Annotated in this window: 13 protein-coding genes and 1 tRNA gene; 7 read left to right on the top strand and 7 right to left on the bottom strand. The window is 41.3% G+C overall.

The annotated features are described in order from the left end of the window. Positions 1–6: 6 nt before the first annotated feature. The 4 genes from DCO44_RS15305 to DCO44_RS15290 all read right to left on the bottom strand — a co-directional run bounded on the left by DCO44_RS15305 (position 7) and on the right by DCO44_RS15290 (position 5000). Positions 7–684: a response regulator transcription factor gene (locus DCO44_RS15305; protein WP_116763396.1), complete on the bottom strand. Its 678-nt coding sequence runs from the start codon at positions 682–684 to the stop codon at positions 7–9. 15 nt (positions 685–699) lie between these two features. After that, entirely contained in the window at positions 700–2376 is a 1677-nt protein-coding gene (locus DCO44_RS15300) for a phosphoethanolamine transferase (protein ID WP_116763394.1), read from the bottom strand. A gap of 120 nt (positions 2377–2496) precedes the next feature. Continuing rightward, positions 2497–3618, bottom strand: coding sequence for a porin (locus DCO44_RS15295; RefSeq protein ID WP_116763392.1), 1122 nt, complete (start codon positions 3616–3618; stop codon positions 2497–2499). A 134-nt stretch (positions 3619–3752) separates the two neighbouring features. Then, entirely contained in the window at positions 3753–5000 is a 1248-nt protein-coding gene (locus DCO44_RS15290) for an MFS transporter (RefSeq protein WP_116763390.1), read from the bottom strand. A 141-nt stretch (positions 5001–5141) separates the two neighbouring features. Here DCO44_RS15290 and DCO44_RS15285 point away from each other — a divergent pair, with 141 nt between their 5' ends. The 5 genes from DCO44_RS15285 (at position 5142) to putP (ending at position 9892) form a co-directional block, all read left to right on the top strand. After that, complete coding sequence (locus tag DCO44_RS15285) at positions 5142–5768, top strand: lysophospholipid acyltransferase family protein (RefSeq protein ID WP_116763388.1); 627 nt, start codon at positions 5142–5144, stop codon at positions 5766–5768. Between the two features lie 60 nt (positions 5769–5828). Then, positions 5829–6755 carry a patatin-like phospholipase family protein gene (locus DCO44_RS15280; RefSeq protein ID WP_116763386.1) on the top strand — a complete coding sequence of 309 codons (927 nt, stop codon included), beginning with the start codon at positions 5829–5831 and terminating at the stop codon, positions 6753–6755. Positions 6756–6854: 99 nt separating this feature from the next. Next, positions 6855–7328: an NfeD family protein gene (locus DCO44_RS15275; RefSeq protein WP_116763384.1), complete on the top strand. Its 474-nt coding sequence runs from the start codon at positions 6855–6857 to the stop codon at positions 7326–7328. A gap of 14 nt (positions 7329–7342) precedes the next feature. Next, positions 7343–8197 (top strand): SPFH domain-containing protein, encoded by an 855-nt coding sequence (locus DCO44_RS15270; protein WP_116763382.1) that lies wholly within the window; start codon positions 7343–7345, stop codon positions 8195–8197. 204 nt (positions 8198–8401) lie between these two features. Beyond that, entirely contained in the window at positions 8402–9892 is a 1491-nt protein-coding gene (gene putP, locus DCO44_RS15265) for a sodium/proline symporter PutP (protein WP_116763380.1), read from the top strand. Between the two features lie 84 nt (positions 9893–9976). Here the strand turns inward: putP and DCO44_RS15260 are convergent, their stop codons facing one another. The 3 genes from DCO44_RS15260 to prpF all read right to left on the bottom strand — a co-directional run bounded on the left by DCO44_RS15260 (position 9977) and on the right by prpF (position 13485). After that, the gene (locus tag DCO44_RS15260) at positions 9977–10885 is read right to left on the bottom strand and encodes a polyprenyl synthetase family protein (RefSeq protein WP_116763378.1); all 909 of its coding nucleotides are present in this window, start codon (positions 10883–10885) and stop codon (positions 9977–9979) included. Between the two features lie 240 nt (positions 10886–11125). After that, complete coding sequence (locus DCO44_RS15255) at positions 11126–12097, bottom strand: sensor domain-containing diguanylate cyclase (RefSeq protein WP_116763376.1); 972 nt, start codon at positions 12095–12097, stop codon at positions 11126–11128. Positions 12098–12294: 197 nt separating this feature from the next. Further along, positions 12295–13485 carry a 2-methylaconitate cis-trans isomerase PrpF gene (gene prpF, locus DCO44_RS15250; RefSeq protein WP_116763374.1) on the bottom strand — a complete coding sequence of 397 codons (1191 nt, stop codon included), beginning with the start codon at positions 13483–13485 and terminating at the stop codon, positions 12295–12297. A gap of 316 nt (positions 13486–13801) precedes the next feature. Between prpF and DCO44_RS15245 the strand changes: the two genes are divergently transcribed. Then, positions 13802–15157 (top strand): amino acid permease, encoded by a 1356-nt coding sequence (locus DCO44_RS15245; protein WP_116763372.1) that lies wholly within the window; start codon positions 13802–13804, stop codon positions 15155–15157. A gap of 84 nt (positions 15158–15241) precedes the next feature. Continuing rightward, positions 15242–15317: transfer RNA gene (locus DCO44_RS15240), tRNA-Arg, on the top strand. Positions 15318–15709: the final 392 nt, after the last annotated feature.

Raw genomic sequence — 15709 nt, 5'->3', positions numbered from 1 at the left:
AAACCTCTAATCCAATTTACCTAAGCGATAACCCATACCACGAATGGTGCGGATAAAATCTTTACCCAACTTTGCACGCAAGTGATGAACATAAACTTCAATTGTATTGCTATTTACTTCGCTATCGAAGTCGTACAGCTTATCTTCTAAATTGGCTTTGGAAAAAATCTTATTCGGATAACTGACCAATGGCACCAGTATTGCCCATTCACGATTGGAAAGTTCCAACTCATGCCCATGCAATAAAGCAATGTGCTGCTCAACATCTAACACCAAATCACCGTAACGAAGCATCAATGTTTCACTTGAGGATGATTCTTGAGTAGTGCGACGCAATAAAGCTTGAATACGTGCCAAAAGTTCTACAAATTCATAAGGCTTGACCAGATAATCATCTGCCCCCTGATTTAAACCATCCACCCGATTTTGCACCTGATCACGCGCAGAAATAATCAAAACAGGTAAATTCGGAAAACTTTGACGGATTTTTGTCAACACCTGCATTCCATCCATCATGGGCAAACCCAAATCCAACAACACTGCATCAAAACTTTGCTGTTGTAGGAGCTTTAGCGCATCAAGTCCATTGTTTACCCATTCCACCTGAAAATCATGCAATTCCAATAGGGTTTTGCTAGATTCAGCAATCATGAAATCATCTTCAATCATTAAGATTTTGGTCATTCTGCTCATCCTAACTTATGCCTTTCCTGTTGGATTCGTTGCACATTGTTTTAACATATCATTTTTATCATCAATCACTTGGGTTTTCACACCCAATAAGGACAATAAAGTTGGAAATAAATTATCCTGACTGCGTGCAATTTGTTTTTGCTGCTGCAAGCAATTGACTTGGCTTGCATTATGCTGTTGCCATGTTGGTGAGAACCACATGATCATCGGCACATGAGTTTGCTGAGTTGGTGCAATTGCATAAGGCGCACCATGTAAATACATGCCACTTTCACCCGTCGACTCACCATGATCCGATAAATACCAGAAGCCCGTTTGATGATTTGGCACATCTTTAATGGTCTGAATGACCTGATTTAAAATATGGTCTGTATACACAATCGAGTTGTCATAACTGTTCAGCAATTCATCTCGGCTACAACCTTGAATGGCATTGGTTGCACACATTGGCTTAAAGGGTTGGAACTGCTCTGTCGAACGTTTGTAATACGCTGGACCATGACTGCCCATCTGGTGTAGTACGATCAGTTGAGGTGTTTTATCTTGAGCTGGAATGCTCGCCAAATATGACTTCAAGCTATCCACTAAGACCTCGTCCATGCACTCGCCTTCAGCATCACACCACTTTTGTTTTAATGCTGCTGGAATTTCAAACTTATGTACGCGGTCGCAGGCCCCTTTACAGCCCGAGTTATTATCAATCCATGTCACTTTATAGCCCGCACGTTGTGCAATATCGAGTAAACCTTCTCGATGACCCGCCAACTGTTCATCATAATCTTCACGCGGCATTCCTGAGAACATACATGGCACCGATACCGCAGTTGCCGTACCACAAGAACTCACTTGACTAAAGTTAATGACATTTTGTTTAGACAATTCTGGATTGGTATTCTTCGTATAACCATTTAAAGAAAAACTCTCCGCACGAGCTGTTTCACCTACCACCAAAACCATGAGTTTAGGCATTCCTTCTGCACTGGTATTAATTATTCGATGTGCATCAATCCCATAGGTCACTAGGGGTAAATTTTCTTTTGGTTTCTGTTTACGGTAATACGATAAAGTCGAAGCAATGGTATTTTGTGGTGAAATCATGCCTTTTAAATCACGATGTTCACGGAAAATCGCAGCAAAATCGACATAGAATACAAAAAGTAACCCTCCGATAACCGCCAACGAGCCCACAATATGCAAGCTCTTGCTCAACAGTTGTTTCAATAGAGGTTTGTTTTCAATGCGAATCGATGCAATCAACACCATTGGCACCACGACCATAAACATGCTCCACACTGCAAACTGCATAGAAAATAAATCCAATGCTTCTTTAGTGTCGGTTTGCATCATGTTTTGGACTTGCCCAGGTGAAATCACGACACCTAAACCATTCACAAAATAAGCTGTTAATCCACCTACAAAAACCCAAAAAAACGCCAAAATTTTAGCATTCCATTTCCACTGAAATAACTGTAAAACCACGTTATAGAGTGCGACTACAACCAACACCGTCGCAAATATAAAAGCATAGGCTTTAACACCTTGGTAAGGCGTGATTAATTGAATTTGCTTATAAAAAGCAAAATTCAGAGCAATACCTAACCAAAGTGCCAGTAACAAGTTAAATTGATGAAGAGCCAGTGGCGGAAGAAACTGTTTAAGTCGTTCGAGGCGGGTCAAATTCATTTTACGCAGTTCAATAATCTATACGTTTATCACTGTATAAACTCAAACTTAAATCTGACTTAAAATAAAAAAAGGACGCTGCTTTTGCACCGTCCTTTTGAATGGATTTTTTATTAAAAATTAGAATTTAAATTCTAAGCCTGTACCAACTACAGGTTGTTTAGTCTCAAAGTCACCACGCTCAAGTGTTAAGTAACCACCGTAGCCGTATGCTTTCACTTGTTTGCTAAATGCATAATCTACACCAGCCATAATTTGGTCAGCATCGTAGTCATCTGAGTTGTCTTTAAAGCTGGTTGTGTTCGCACTGTATTGTGCTTTGATAGTCCACGCTTTTGCAGATGGGATGTTATATTCCGCACCCACTAACCAACCTTGTGAATCATCAATGTTCGCTGCTGCTGGATCATTGCCATTTGCAGCTTCAACTTCAGACGTTTGATACAACGCTTTCAAAGCCAAACTGTTGTCGAGCACATTTAAACGACCAATGGCACGTAAAGTATTTGCTGCTGCAAAAGCTGTACCTGCTACACCGCTCGTGACTTCTGGTACAGATGCATTTGTCATACCACGACCTGCAAAAGTCGTTGGTACCGCTTTGTCATAAGCAACACCCGCGACAAACATTGCGCTGTCATAGACCAAAGATGCAGACCAAGTATCGCCTAAACCACGACCCGCAGCTTTAGAAGCACCATTGCCTTTAGAAATAGCACTGTTCTCACCAGTTGCAAGTAAAGCATTAAATTTGACTGCACCTGTAGGTAATGTCAGTGCTGGCGCTTCATAGACCACAACATTTGCAAGACGAGTCTCACCCGTCATAATGCCTGTGATGTCTGCTTTATTGGCAACATAGTTGTTGAATGTATCCACAACACCAGAAAGTTGTTTTAATGGGGTATCATGCGCGCCCACTTTTACTGTACCTAATTTGGCATCTTTTAAACCCACGTAACGGTTACGTGCAGACCAATCTGACCCTTCGCCATCTGCGTAAAATGCCCATTCAGCAAGGTAAACTGCGCTTAAACGGTCATTTAGTTTTTCATCACCTTTGACACCAAGGTAAGAGCTGTTTGAACTGACTTCGACTACATCTTTATCTGAAGTGCCCGAAGCATTATCTTCTGGTAAATAGTCCACACTCGCATCAATCTCACCATAAAACGTTGGTGTCGCAAAAGTTGAACCCGCTAACAAACTTAAAGCAATCGCTGCTGCAATTTTGGTTTTCATTAAATCATTTCCCTGGTGTTAATTTTGTTACAAATATTACATTGCAGTCACATATTACAAAAGGATTAATTTTTTATTTATATATATGTTTTAATACTTTAGGCTAACAATAACTAAACAACTGAATTGTAACATTATTTTTCACACCTCACCCATCGAAAAATTGTAACAAGGCAGAGTATTGCGATAAAAATGATCAAAAATAGATAATTTGTATAGCCTAAAACATCAGCAATCAAACCGCTCAAGCTATATAACACACCACTAACCGTTGCCATAACAGCGACCTGAAAGGTGAAATCTGTGGCTGCGTACTCAGCACGACTATATTGCATCACGACCGTTAGCATCACCACTAACAACAATGCAGCAATCAAATCCTCAGCCGCATTAATGGCATAAATCACAATAGGCGCTACGGTCTGTTGCTGTTCATATTGATAAGCTAACCAAGCATAGGCCGCTAATGACATAATTTTAAGCCAAGAAAAAAACCACAATGCTTGAGCACGGCACATCGTTCTGAGTAACGCCCCTGCCAAACCAGCCCCGCATAAAGCGGCTATTGCGCCCAACATGGTCACATACAAACCTATTTGACTAAAACTTAAGCCCAAGTCAACCATTAATGGTTTAAGTAAGGGACCAGCAAGCCCATCTGCGACTTTAAATGTCAACAACACCCAGAGCCAACGCCATAACACAGGGCTGCTTCGGTAATAGGCGACATAATCGATAATGGCTTTCCATTTTTGCTGTCTTGAGCTTGAAGTCGGATACTGAACCCGATGATGTGAACGTTCCTGATACAACAAAATGGGCAAGCTATTCAGAAGAACTATCACCGCCATTATCCCAAAGGTGCTACGCCACTCAAGCCAGTCCAGCATCCAGAGCATGGCTCCGCCACCGACAATAAACCCCAAACGAGAACCAATCACTTGAAAGGTGTTACCCCAGTGCTGCTGTTCAGATTTTAAAATGCGAACCGCCAGACCATCCGTTGCAATATCTTGCGTAGCACCTACAACGTTCAAACTCATTAAGACAATAAAAAATAAAAATAAATATTGAGGTTGATCTAATGCATGAATGGGTAAAAATGACAGTGCAATCAATGCAATGACCGTGAGCAACTGTGTGGGAATAATCCAACTACGATAATGCCCACGCTGATGATTTCCAAAACGGTCTACCCAAGGTGCCCAAAAAATTTTGATTGACCACGGCAACATTAATAAGCCGAAACCACCAATATGCGCCAGTGAGACACCTTCTGCACGCAGAATGACAGGAAGTGCATGGGTCATAAATCCCACAGGCAAACCTTGCGCCCAATATAGAGAGAACAGCAAAAGATAAACATTCTGTGCAATAGGCATAAGCCGTAATCCTACAATGGGTTCTTGATGTACCGCAGTGAGCATTTTTGCACATCGAAGCTTACATTTTGCCAATGAAGCCCTAATTCCGAAAGCGTAATATCAAGAAAAACTAAGAATATTTGTCAGGATGACAAGCCCATGTCCACTTCATATTTCCCTGTGCTCCCCCCTCATGTGCCGACACGAGGTAGCACATTGAGCAAGCAATTTTTTCGGCAGCTTTTTCTGGCGCAAGGCTGGTCGTTTTCTGGTGAATTTCCAGACTTGCCTAAAGCAGTTGCCATTATTTCACCGCACACCTCCAATATTGATGCTTGGCATGGCTTTACTGCACTATTGGGTTTAGGCATTCAAATTACCGTGTTTGGTAAACATACGTTGTTTAAAACACCGCTCAAACCGCTGTTAAAATGGATTGGCGTGATTCCTGTTAATCGCACCTCCCCACATGGTTTAATAGAGCAAATTGTTCAAATCATTCAAGCAAAAGAGCAGATTTGGGTCGGTATGGCACCCGAAGGTACACGAAAAAGTGCCACCAGCATTAAAAGTGGTTTTTATCGTATCGCGGTCGCTGCCAATATTCCAATTGTCATGTTTGCCTTTGATTATGATCAGAAAACCATTCGTTGTTTAGGTGTCTTTTATCCAAGTGGTGACTTTAGTCAAGATTTACCCAAAATTTTAGCCTGTTATGCAGGACAATTCTCTGCGAAAAATCCTGAATGGTTGGCAAAACCGTTACAAACTCTCGTCAAAAAGTGACTGGAAATATGTGTCAAAATTTGCTCTGATGTGCGCAACTTTTATCCTGTTTAGAGTGCAATGACTCAGCTACGCTTTTTTCAATATGGCTTAATTGGCTTACTTGGTTTTACCCTCGCAGGTTGTGATAAAACCGCAACCAAACCACCTGTCACTACCCCGATCAAGGCTCGAGAACCTGTAATTGCGATTGCTCTCGGTGGGGGTGGTGCCAAAGGTTTTGCCCATATTGGCGTGCTCAAAGTCTTAGAGTCACATGGCATTAAACCCAAAATTGTCACAGGCACCAGTGCAGGTAGTTTTGTCGGCAGCATCTATGCCAGTGGCAAAAGCCCCTATCAATTGCAACAGCTCGCACTGCAATTACAAGAGTCAGACCTACGTGATTTAACCTTAAATAGTCAAGGCATTGTATTGGGGCAAAAATTACAGAACTACGTCAATAAAAATGTAAGTAATCAGCCTATTGAAAAATTCCCAATACGCTTTGCAGCAGTTGCAACACGCTTAGACAATGGTAAAAAGGCGGACTTTATTTCTGGCAATGCGGGTCAAGCTGTACGCGCCTCGTGCAGTATTCCGAATGTCTTTGTCCCTACAACTATTCGGGGTAGTAAATATGTTGATGGTGGCTTGGTCAGTCCTATTCCTGTAACTACAGCAAAAGCCATGGGTGCAGATATTGTCATTGCGGTCGATATTTCTGCCCGCCCTGTCGGCAATAAACCGCTCAACATGTGGGGCTTACTCGACCAAACCATTAACATTATGGGACAGCAAAGTATTAATACTGAGCTGAATCAGGCCAATATTGTGATTCAACCCAAAGTCGGTCATGTTGGTACTTTAGACTTGAAAGCCAGCAATGCATCCATCCTTGAAGGTGAAAAAGCGGCACAACTCAAAATTAAAGCCATTGAAACAGCTATTAGTAACTTTAAAAAGTCACCCGCAGCATTTAAACCTGTGCCAAAAGCAAAATTTTAAATAAACACTTTTTTAATATTCATCATCTTAGACATCTGTTACAGTGAATAGTGATGCCTTTGTAAGCACTATTCACTAACACAATACACGAGTAGATGTATGGAATTTGTTTTTGAACCGTGGCACTGGTTTGTCCTCGGTGTTTTATTAATGCTGTCTGAATTGATCCTTCCCGCTTTTGCAGCGTTGTGGTTTGGGATTAGTGCAATTTTGGTGGGTATTTTATTGTGGATTTTTCCTGCCCTCGACTCAACAGCACAATTGGTGCTGTGGATGATTCTGTCCATTCTTTGTACCGTCGCATGGTTTAAATTCATAAAACCGCTTTCCATTGATAAAACCAAAGCTGGACTTTCCCGCGAAGCGACCATCGGTCAGGTCGGAATGGTCATTCAAGTCAATATGGAACATGAACAAATCCGCGTACGATTTCCAATGCCTGTTTTAGGCTCCGATGAATGGAGCTGCCGCACTCTCGCTCACGTCAATGTAGGCGATCGGGTACGCGTGGTCGATATTCTGGGGAATGATCTTGTGGTACAACCACATCGTCCAAATCATGACAATCAATAAAAGCGAGTAAAACTATGTCAGCGGGATCTATTATTGTTATTGCGTTGTTGGCCTTTGTCGGCATCACGATTTTTAAGGGGGTTCGTATTGTTCCCCAAGGCTACAAATGGATTGTACAACGTCTAGGTAAATACCATACGACCTTAAGTCCTGGTCTTAACTTTGTTATTCCATATGTGGATGAAGTGGCTTACAAAGTCACCACCAAAGATATTGTGCTGGATATTCCATCACAAGAAGTGATTACCCGTGATAATGCGGTTATTATGATGAATGCCGTCGCATACATTAACTTAACCACGCCAGAAAAAGCAGTCTACGGGATTGAAAATTACACGTGGGCAATTCAAAACTTGGTACAGACCTCACTGCGTTCAATTGTTGGGGAAATGGATTTGGATGATGCACTCTCTTCTCGTGACCATATTAAAGCCAAGCTAAAAGCAACCATTTCTGATGACATTGCAGATTGGGGCATTACCTTAAAAACAGTCGAGATCCAAGACATTCAGCCTTCACAAACCATGCAATCTGCCATGGAGGCACAGGCTGCTGCCGAGCGTCAACGTCGTGCGACTGTCACCAAAGCCGATGGCGAAAAACAAGCTGCTATTTTAGAAGCCGATGGACGTCTTGAAGCTTCGCGCCGCGATGCGGAAGCTCAAGTCGTTTTGGCCGAAGCTTCACAGCGTGCCATTGAAATGGTGAGTTCAGCCGTGGGTGATAAAGAAATTCCTGTTGCCTATCTGCTAGGTGAACAGTATGTCAAAGCCATGCAAGAAATGGCGAAATCGAATAATGCCAAGACGGTAGTATTACCTGCGGATATTTTAAATACTATTCGTGGTGTCATGGGACGTAATAATTAATCCGACGGATGAGATTCCTTTGCATTTCAGCAAAATAGGCAGTTTATGACTGCCTATTCTTTTTTTTAGAACAAAAAAAACAGAAAACTTTGTGGATTTATGTTTAAATCCCGCGCTTATTTTCAGGATATTGTTTGCTTTTTGTAACAATCAAGTGCAAAAAGCTACATTCTAGTTCGTGATTTAACTCCCAAGGATAAGCGTATGAGTTCACTGAATCCGACCTTAATCACTTTTTTCTTTTATATCATTGCCATGGTTTTTATTGGTTTGATGGCTTACCGTGCAACCACCAATTTTGATGATTACATCTTGGGTGGTCGTAGTCTAGGAAGTTTTGTGACTGCACTTTCGGCAGGTGCATCCGACATGAGTGGTTGGTTACTCATGGGCTTACCTGGTGCAATCTATTTATCAGGTTTATCTGAAATGTGGATTGGGATTGGTTTAATTATTGGTGCTTGGCTCAACTGGCTATTGGTCGCAGGTCGTTTACGAGTACATACCGAAGTGCAATACAACGCATTGACTCTCCCCGACTATTTTTCCAATCGTTTTAATGACCACAAGAAAGTCCTGCGTATTGTCTCTGCCTGCGTGATTTTAATTTTCTTCGCAATTTACTGTGCTTCTGGCATGGTGGCTGGCGCACGATTATTCGAAAACATGTTTGGTATGTCTTATACAACTGCACTTTGGGTCAGTGCCATTGCAACCATCAGCTATGTATTTATTGGGGGTTTCCTAGCAGTTAGCTGGACAGATACCATTCAAGCCACCTTAATGATTTTTGCCCTCGTGCTCACACCTATTGTTGCCGTACTGAGTTTTACGGATACGCAACAACTGACCATAGCGCTTGAAGCTGCACGCCCACAAGCCATGAACCTTTTTGGTGACTTGAGTATGGTAGCCATCATTTCATTAATGGCTTGGGGCTTAGGCTACTTTGGTCAACCCCATATTTTGGTACGCTTTATGGCATCGGACTCTGTGAAATCAATTCCCAATGCTCGTCGTATTGGTATGACATGGATGATCTTCTGTTTAGGCGGTGCTGTCGCTGCGGGATTCTTCGGTATTGCCTTTTTCCAGCAACATCCAGAATATGCTGCTGTTGTCAGTGCCAACCCTGAAACCGTATTTATGGAGTTAACCAAAGTTCTGTTTAATCCATGGATTGCAGGGATTGTGCTTGCTGCAATTTTAGCGGCTGTAATGAGTACTTTGAGCTGCCAATTATTGGTGTGTTCAAGTACCTTAACTGAAGACTTTTATAAAGCATTCCTACGTAAAAATGCTTCGCAAAAAGAATTGGTTTGGGTTGGTCGCCTCATGGTGTTATTGGTCTCTGTCCTTGCCATTTGGATGGCTGGTAATCCTGATGCCAAAGTATTAGGACTGGTTGCTTATGCTTGGGCTGGCTTTGGTGCTGCATTTGGTCCACTGATTATCTTGTCTTTATTCTGGAAACGCATGACCTTAACGGGTGCGCTTGCAGGTATGCTTACAGGCGCAGTCATGGTTATTGTGTGGAAGAATGCCTTTGCTGCAACCGGTATTTATGAAATTATTCCAGGTTTCATCTGTGCAACAATCGCGATTATTGTGGTCAGTCTATTCAGCAAAGCGCCTGAACAAGACATCACTGATCGTTTTGAACAAGCTGATGAGCTTTACAAAGCATCTAAATAATTACTGTAAAAAAACGCTATATCTTCAAAGATATAGCGTTTTTACATTTCAAATGTCTTTAAAACTTATGTTCAATACATATCATTAAAACTGACGAGCCAATAAGAACTGAGAAATTTGCTCCAATTCTTGCGCTTGTCCTTCAAAAAACTGCAAAGCTGCAAAAGCTTGATCGTGCAAATTTTGCGCATAAGCTTTGGCTGGTTCTAAACCCATCAATGCAGGATAAGTCGACTTATCGACTTGTTCATCTTTGCCCGCAGTCTTACCGAGTTGTTCTGTATTGGCGATAATGTCTAAGATGTCATCTTGGACTTGAAAAGCCAGACCAATATTTTGCCCATACTGACGTAATTGCGGAATTGCAGGATCCGTGCCCTGAAAAATCGTCACCGCTGCCATCATAATTGCCGCAGTAATTAAAGCACCCGTTTTATTACGATGAATGGTTTCTAAAGCCTGCTGATCAATTTGCTTACCTTCAGCCTGTAAATCTAAAACCTGCCCACAGACCATTTTCGAAGAAGCTGTCGCCAGAATTTGCATTTGCTTAAGCACGATAGACGGCTCAACTGCTTCACCTTGGTCAAATAAGCGACTCCCCAAAACTTCAAATGCCATGGATTGTAAAATATCACCGGCTAAAAGCGCAGTATCTTCCCCATACGCGACATGACAGGTTGGTTGACCACGACGTAACTGATCATTGTCCATGCAAGGTAAATCATCATGCGCCAAGGAATAGCAATGAATCAATTCTACCGCTACGGCTGCACGGCGTACTGCTGCTCTGTTTTGATTCGGACGAATCGCTGCTGTGGCGTAGCATAAGGCTGGACGTACCCGTTTTCCGCCCAACATCACCGCATGATGCACTGCACTTTTTAAAGGCTCTGGCAAAGAAAAAGCCTGTAATGCGGCAAGAAGATCTTGCTGAATCTGCTGTTGCGCTTGATGCAACGTATTATTTTGTACGTCAGTTAAAGATGACACATTTGCCTCGAGTATTTTTGCTATACAGCGCCACAAAGATGCTGCATGACCATCAAAGTTCGGATTGCTCGTGATTGTACGCTAAATGTGAAGCCTGCCATACACCTTGATCTAGATTTGATGCAAGTTAATTTTATAAAGCGCGATGCTATAAGCTGTATGCTTCATTTTAGCCAATCAACTTAAAGTATTCTTTACCTAAGACCATGTGTTTCCACACATAAGATTTAATCCTATCGCTTATAAACAAGACTCACCGTCCTGACATCGCTGCTGTTTTGAATAGGAATAACATTCGGTATGGTTGCTATAATACACACTGTTTTTTAGCCCTTTTTTAGCACAATACAGGGCTTGATCTGCCAACTCATAAAATGAGCGAGCAAACATAAATTCCCGAGTACTCACCACCCCAACTGAAATCGACAACTCATGCAAAATTTGACCTCGGAAATGCTGTCCTAAAATCTCCACTGCACTTCGATAAATTTCTGCCTGCTCACAACCTTGCTGTAAGGAAAAGTTCGGCAACAAAATGGCAAACTCTTCTCCGCCAATACGATAAATATGCTGTGAAACTTCAATCGGGCTTACATTGAATAAGGTTTGTGCCAAAGCTTTGAGCACATTATCTCCCAAATTCTGCCCATAAAGATCATTAATGTGTTTAAAGTTATCAACATCAATTAACAATAAGGTCAGTTCAGATGCTTCATGCTGCGTCATGCCATGTAAATAATGTTTTAATTTCAAATCAAAGGTACGACGATTCGCTAAACCCGTTAAATGGTCCTTTTCACTGATACGCCGAAGTTCTAAATGGCTTGCCTCAAACTGGATTTGCTTGTGCATTAAATTGGAAATATCTGAACTACATAATAAAATGGATTGTACTTCACCATTTACACTATAATTTGGCTTCAACATGACCCAATAATAGCGACCAAACACTTGATATTCAAAAGGTTCGACTGAAAGCCCTTGTCTAAAACGCAATACTTTTTGGCTAAACACCTGAAAGGATGCTTCAGAAAATTGTGCGAGATTTTGTAAATACATCTGCTCAACCGAAACATTGAAGCCACTCGCAAAAAAGCGATTGGCAAACAAAATATCTCCTGCAGGAGAGAGTAATGCTGTTGCCAAAGGCAAAGAATCTAACACTTCATGGGTATCAATATTCAGGTTATTTTGAATAGAATGTGCATCCATAATACATACATTTTTTTAGGTCAAAGCTACGCCAAATGTTATCAAAAATTGTATTTCTAACCTTCAAATATAAAGTGAATAGCTTATAAAAATATAATATATATGAATTTATGAATTACTTATTTATATTTAAGAAATAGCCAATAAAAAAGCCCCTATCAATCAGATAAGGGCTTTAACAATGTGCTAGAAATAACTTATTTTAAACAATCCTCAGGCACACGTACCCAGCCTTCCATGAGTACACGAGCACTGCGACTCATAATGGCTTTTTTCACTTGCCACTGACCATTTTCCAATAGAGCTTGCGCACCCACTCGCAAAGTGCCTGAAGGATGTCCAAAACGCACCGCTTCTCGCGCACCACCACCCGCAGCCAAGTTCACCAATGTCCCTGGAATAGCAGCCGCTGTACCAATGGCAACCGCAGCCGTCCCCATCATGGCATGATGCAGTTTACCCATCGACAATGCACGAACCAGTAAATCGCTATCCACTTCGGTAATGGCTTTACCACTTGAAGACACATAGGCTTTCGGTTTAGAAACAAAGGCTATTTTGGGTGTATGTTGACGTGTCGCCGCTTCTGAAATGTCCTGAATCAATCCCATTTGTTTGGCACCATACGCGCGAATGGTTTCAAAACGCTTTAATGCCGCAGCATCACCATTGATCGCTTCTTGGAGTTCTGTCCCCGTATAGCCAATATCTTCTGCATTTAAGAAAATAGTCGGAATACCTGCATTAATAAAAGTCGCAGGAAAAGAGCCTATCTCAGGTACGTCCAAGGTATCCACGACATTTCCAGTCGGGAACATAGCACCGCCATCTTCACCATCATCCGCAGGGTCTAAAAATTCAATCTGGACTTCCGCCGCAGGAAAAGTTACACCATCAAGTTCAAAATCACCCGTTTCTTGGACTTGTCCATTGGTGATAGGAACATGGGCAATAATGGTTTTTTGAATATTGACCTGCCAGATTCGTACTGTACAAATGCCGTTTTCAGGAATCCGTGCTGCATCCACCAAACCATTCGAAATAGCAAATGAGCCCACAGCTGCAGTTAAGTTACCGCAGTTACCACTCCAATCCACAAACGGCTGGTCAATAGACACTTGGCCAAACAAATAATCGACATCATGCTCGGCTTGCGTGCTTTTCGCTAAAATGACGGTTTTACTGGTGCTTGATGTTGCTCCACCCATCCCGTCAATTTGTTTTGTATACGGATCTGGACTACCAATGACGCGCAGTAAAATTTGATCACGAATTTTACCTGCCACCTGCGCAGCTTCTGGTAAATCATCGCGCTTAAAAAATACACCCTTACTGGTACCGCCACGCATATAAGTCGCTGGAATTTTAATTTGAGGAGCAAAAATCATTGTGCTTCTATCCTTCCTGAGTCATTTTTTTAACGGATTACTTCATTTAAGCCTTATCCATCATACTGCTTTTTATGAAAAAAATTTGTCTTGCAGGACTTAAGTATAAAAAATCAACGTTTGATCATTTTTTTTACAGCATGTAGAACGATAGAGTCATTTTTTAAATAAATCTAAACAATTGATTCATCATTCAATTTTATATGTTAAAAAAAGAAATACGCATAGTGAAATGATTTGACCGATCGTTCATCTACTAGGCTAAGTGTAATCAATCCTTTACAATCCATATACATTCATTGTCGGGCTGAGAACTTTGAACAATAACTCTTCACAACTTCAGCGTGGCTTAAAGAACCGTCACATCCAACTTATCGCCATGGGTGGCGCAATTGGTACAGGCTTATTCTTAGGTTCCGCACAGGTTATCCAATCTGCAGGTCCATCCATCATTTTAGGTTATGCCATTGGTGGTTTAATTGCATTTTTAATTATGCGTCAGTTGGGGGAAATGATTGTCCATGAACCTGTTGCCGGTTCATTTAGTCATTTTGCTTATCAATACTGGGGCAAATTCCCAGGCTTCCTTGCTGGTTGGAATTACTGGATTCTGTATATTTTAGTGGCGATGACTGAGCTTACTGCGGTCGCTAAATATATTAATTACTGGTGGCCTTTTATCCCTGCATGGGCTTCCGTACTGTTCTTCTTCGTTGTCATTACCCTCATTAACTTGGGTAATGTAAAGTTCTATGGAGAGTCGGAATTCTGGTTAGCAATTATTAAAGTTGCTGCGGTAATTTCCATGATCGTATTCGGTTTATATTTATTATTTACCGCAGACGCAAACTCAACGGCTTCATTTAGCAACCTTTGGGCACACGGTGGATTCTTCCCGAATGGCTTTGAAGGTCTATTCTATATGTTGGCTTTCCTGATGTTCGCCTTTGGGGGAATTGAACTGATTGGGATGGCAGCGGCAGAAGCGAAAGATCCTGAAAAAACCATTCCTAAAGCCATCAATCAAGTTGTGTTCCGTATTCTCATTTTCTATGTGGGTTCATTGACCATTCTGTTGTCTTTAGTGCCTTGGAATCAATTAGATTTAGGTGGTTTGGACAAAAGTCCATTCGTGATGATTTTTAGCCAAATGGGTATTCAATGGGCTGCACATTTACTGAATTTCATTATTTTAACCGCTGCTTTATCTGTATATAACAGTGGTATGTACGCAAATAGCCGTATGTTGTTTGGTTTAGCAGAACAAGGAAATGCGCCAAAAGTTTTCTTGAAAGTGAACAAACAAGGGGTACCAATTCCTGCGGTATTGTTCTCGGCATTACTCATTTTCGGTTGCGTATTGTTGAACTACTTTGTACCTGAAGATGCACTGGGTCATTTAATGTATATCGTTGTGGGTGCATTGGTATTGAACTGGGCAATGATTAGTTTGACACATTTAAAATTCCGTCAAGCGATGCAAGCCACGTCAACGCAAACTAAATTTCCTGCACTTTGGTCACCAGTAAGTAACTATCTAGTCCTGATCTTTATTGCGACTGTGCTATACATTATGTGGACGCAAGGTTTTAAAGAGTCTGTATTGATGCTTCCTGTGTGGATTGTTTTGATGCTGATCTTCTTTAAAATGATCAAACCCGCCAAAAGCTAAGTAACTTTGGGTTGAACTAAAAAGTTATTGCTTCGGCAATAACTTTTTTTTTGCTTTAAAATCAGGTACATTATTCCCACTTTAGCGCCCTTAGCTTAACTGGATAGAGCAGTTGCCTCCTAAGCGACCGACGTGGGTTCGAGTCCCGCAGGGCGCACCATTTTATGGTGGATTTTAGTCTTTAGCGCTCTAAATTAAATTCAAACAATTGATAGAAGTTATATTTGAGTGAGTCGAAAAACTCTCCCCTTATCAGTATTCAGCTTTTAAAAAACCGAAAAGAAGATGTAGCGGACAATTTTATTCCGATGAACTCAAGAAGCACTCAAAATCAAATGATCATTTGACATCATGAGGTCACAACGCTTGCTATACAATAAGCTTAGATACAACAATCTTTAAATTATTCTAAAAGTTTTCAAATCAATTGCTCATCTCCGTTTCTAGGGCGTGTCCTCATTTGAAAAATAGATTTTAAAGACTTAATATAATCTTTCAAATTCCTTATATTTCTATATATTTCAATGGCACGTACCCTTTTAACAGATGATA

Origin of the sequence: Acinetobacter sp. AM (assembly GCF_003105055.1) — a bacterium.
In the GTDB taxonomy this organism is placed as follows: Bacteria; Pseudomonadota; Gammaproteobacteria; order Pseudomonadales; family Moraxellaceae; genus Acinetobacter; species Acinetobacter tibetensis.
Note: the sequence above shows the minus strand (reverse complement) of the source record. Positions and strands in the feature narration are given on the sequence as shown.